This window comes from Petrotoga sp. 9PW.55.5.1, from assembly GCF_003265365.1.
In the GTDB taxonomy this organism is placed as follows: domain Bacteria; phylum Thermotogota; class Thermotogae; order Petrotogales; family Petrotogaceae; genus Petrotoga.
Genome location: NZ_AUPM01000025.1, coordinates 1 through 3,654, shown reverse-complemented (window position 1 = coordinate 3,654; position 3,654 = coordinate 1). Strand labels below are relative to the sequence as shown.

Annotated in this window: 4 protein-coding genes; all 4 read left to right on the top strand. The window is 26.4% G+C overall.

Annotation, left to right across the window (positions count from 1 at the left end; genetic code table 11):
- Positions 1-533, top strand: a 533-nt coding sequence (locus PW5551_RS03825; protein ID WP_146738323.1) for an ABC transporter ATP-binding protein, incomplete at its 5' end; no start/stop codon positions are given.
- A complete protein-coding gene (locus tag PW5551_RS03820; protein WP_012208516.1) occupies positions 526-1,971 on the top strand; it encodes a radical SAM/SPASM domain-containing protein in 1,446 nt (481 codons plus the stop codon). The genes PW5551_RS03825 and PW5551_RS03820, both read left to right, overlap by 8 nt.
- A gap of 116 nt (positions 1,972-2,087) precedes the next feature.
- Positions 2,088-3,254, top strand: a complete 1,167-nt coding sequence (locus PW5551_RS03815; protein WP_113074484.1) for a radical SAM/SPASM domain-containing protein — start codon at positions 2,088-2,090, stop codon at positions 3,252-3,254.
- Positions 3,255-3,316: 62 nt separating this feature from the next.
- The gene (locus tag PW5551_RS03810; protein WP_041534042.1) at positions 3,317-3,562 is read left to right on the top strand and encodes a hypothetical protein; all 246 of its coding nucleotides are present in this window, start codon (positions 3,317-3,319) and stop codon (positions 3,560-3,562) included.
- The last annotated feature ends 92 nt before the right edge of the window (positions 3,563-3,654 follow it).

Here is a 3,654-nt window from a genome sequence, read left to right as displayed (position 1 = left end):
GATTGATATTAGGTTTATATGACAATTATGACGGTGAAATTTTAATAAATTCTATAGACTTGAAAAAACTTTCAAAAAGATCTTTAAGAAATAGAATATCAATAGTTTCACAGAAGATATTCTTATTCAACGATACCATAGAGAACAATATAAAAATAACAGGGGACGTAAGTGAGGAAAAATACGAGACAGCACTAAAAAAATCTGGGTTAAAGCAGTTTATAGATAACCTTCCTTTAAAGGATAAGACCTTAGTAGGGGAAAATGGGGTAAAGCTTTCTGGAGGAGAAATACAAAAAGTAGCAATAGCACGAGCACTTATAAAATCAGATTCTTCCGATTTATTTATCTTTGATGAAGCAGCTGCACATTTAGATAAAGAAACAAAAGAGTTAATTAAATCGTTTATAGATACAGAATTATGTGAAAAAATATGCATAATAATAGACCACTCCGACTATTTTACTGATATATGCAATAGAACGATAAATTTGATGTTAAAGTCAAACAATTGGAGTGAACAAAATGTCTAATTTTCTAAGATTTCAGATTAATGAAAAAAACTTATATATCTATGATAATGATTCAGGTTTAATTTTTAATATTGATGAGTCTCTATTAAATATAATTAGTGGAGAAAGAAAAAGTGAATCTTTAGAAAGGGATATCTTCCATGATTATAATATGCAATACTATGATTCCTTTCTCAAAAAGTATGATAATACTTGCAAATCAATCAGCTACAAGGGTAAGAAAAAACTTACTATAGAAGATATTAAAAATCATATTGAAAATTTTGGAATGAAACAACTAATATTTGAGATAACCGAGCAATGTAATCTACGTTGCAAATATTGCATATATTCAGATAAATATCCATATCATCGTAATTATAGTAAGAAAATAATGACATTTGAGATTGCAAAGAAAGCGATAGACCTATATATGTACTATTTCATAAAAGTGTTTCAATATAATCCTAAAAAAAGGCCTACTTTTACTTTCTATGGTGGAGAACCATTGCTTGAATTTAAGTTAATTACAAAGATAGTAGAGTACGTAATAAAAAAATATAACTTCTATGATCCCATGTTTAATATAACGACTAATGGCACATTACTATCAAGTGAGGTGATTCGATATATAGCAAAAGTAAAGGATTTCTATGTGTCGATAAGTTTAGATGGTCCAAAAGAAGAACATGATAGAAATAGAGTTTTCAGTGAAAATAAAGGAAGTTTTGATCAGATATTTAACAATCTGATGAAGATTAGAGAATTATATCCCACACTGTGGAAGAATCTTAATCTCCTTGCTTGTTATGACTTTGGCACCAATATTTATAAGGCGGAGGAATTTTTTGAAAATGTAGATCTCCCTTCGCTTATAAGAGTAAGCATGGTTGAGCCTTTATTCTCTTCTTATTATAAGCGTTTCAGTTTACAAGAAAAAAATAATTTTATAAAAACATATTTTTGTAAGAAGAAACAATACATTGAAAATATAAAATCTGGTGAAAAGACTTCCCGTTATTCTGATTTACTATTTGGAACTTCCCTTTTTTCACTCTACAATAGATTTAAATTTTATTGTAATAATACTTTTTTTACTTCATTTACAGGAACTTGTATACCTGGAGATAAAATATATGTAGACACTGAAGGGAGAATTCATATATGTGAAAAAATAAATAGTCATTTTTCTATAGGCAATATATATTCAGGATTAGATTTAAACAAAATATTGCGGCTGATGAAAAAATATGATGAAGAAATTTTAACAAAATGTGGGAACTGTCCTATAAGCAGAGTATGCGGAGGATGTTATGCAACCTTTGCCACAAAAAGACTCTTTGAGAGACCAGAAGTTTTTTGTGAAAGCAGGATAAAATCTACTACAGAAGATTTAAAAGACTTGACAGAAATTCTTATACATAATCCAACATATTTTAGAAATAAATATCAAAAATAACAATATAAATTTTATTAATTTTATTTTTAATAATACAAAGAATTATTTTTATTATTAAATATTTTATTATATAACTTCTTGAAATCAAAGTGATTTATTCATAGGAGGTTAATCATATGAAATGGTATATTAGTTTAGGATATGGTGTAAAATTTGTTCATAATAATGATAGAGGGGTAATTCAAGATTTTCCAAACTCTAAAATATTTATTGTAGAAAAAGAATATTTAGAAATGCTAAAAAAAGCATTGAACGGGTTAGACCTTAATAATATGGAAACCATATATAAAGAAAAATGGAAGGAAACATTAAACTTTTTAATGCTTAACAAACTCATAAGATTTACAAGAGAGCCTTATATTAAATATTTTCACGACGAATGGACTGCAGGAACTTCTATACCAATTGAATCTGACAGTATATCAGAAATAAAAGCGATGTATATAAATTTAGTTTCTAGTTGCTCTCTTGATTGTAATGCATGCGAAAAAACAAGACTTTTTCCATGTATTAGTTGTGTAAAAACCCCAGATAGTTATAGACCTAATTATTTACTGAACGAAAATACAATTATTAAATTTATGATTGAATTAACTAATCATGGATGCAATCAGATTTTTCTCACTGGAGGAGATCCATTAACGGAATTTGATAAGTTAATTGGATTTATGGATATTGCAACAAAATTTGATCTTAACTTTTTTCTCATTACAAATGGAATGCTATTAGACAAAAATAAAATTTCTGTTTTAAAAAAATATAAATTACAAATTTTATTTCAAATAATTGAAGATAATGTTGAATATAATCGTGAAATTGAAAATAGAGTAATTCTTTTAAAGGAATATAACTTACCTTTTCGATTGGTTCTTAATGTTCCAAATAAATTTATATTAGACGAAAAAAATATAAGAAAGGAGAATATTATTCAAAATTATCCACACGAAGATCTCATAAATCCTTTTAAAAACAATCTTATGAGACCAACTATGAACATTTCTTTTATGAAACAGAATAAATGTCTCCAATTCAAAATGTATATGTCTCAAGAAGGAGATATATATCCTTGTATAGCTTTTTATAAACGATCTAAATACAATCTCGGATCACTTAAAAATAGAAAACTGTCTCACTTTATAGTTGAACTGGAAAAAATCTGGGAGGATAAATCATTACAAAATCAATTTTGTAATGATTGCATTCTTAATGAATATTGCATGTCTTGTATAGTTTTAAAAGAACAGTTTAACAATCTTGTTAAATGCAATATGAGAATACATTAAAAATAAAAAGGTAAGTTATGACGGACTTTATTTAACAAAGACAGTAGGAATTAATTGGAACCATGTTAGAAGAGATTGAGAATGCTTATTGGGATTTGTTAGTTTTAAAAAACTTATTTTATTTTGTAATAATATATAATTGTTATGATAAATCACCACTAAAACATAATCCAAAATTACTTAATCTATTTGGTTTATATGAAAAAAGAGTACTTCGAGAAATTACCAAGATGTCAACAAAAATAGCATTATTTGATATCCATATTAATATTTTAAAAAATTACCATTTTTTGTTAAAGATGTTTTAGCTGTTATACCATACTATCAGACTCACAAACAGAAGAAGAGATATTTGAAGAATTAAAAGAATACGATATGACGTTGATAATAATATCCCACA

Excerpts from the sequence above, each read along its gene's own strand:
- PW5551_RS03820 (WP_012208516.1), top strand. The coding sequence starts at position 526 with ATGTCTAATTTTCTAAGATTTCAGATTAATGAAAAAAACTTATATATC.
- PW5551_RS03815 (WP_113074484.1), top strand. The coding sequence starts at position 2,088 with ATGAAATGGTATATTAGTTTAGGATATGGTGTAAAATTTGTTCATAAT.
- PW5551_RS03810 (WP_041534042.1), top strand. The coding sequence starts at position 3,317 with ATGTTAGAAGAGATTGAGAATGCTTATTGGGATTTGTTAGTTTTAAAA.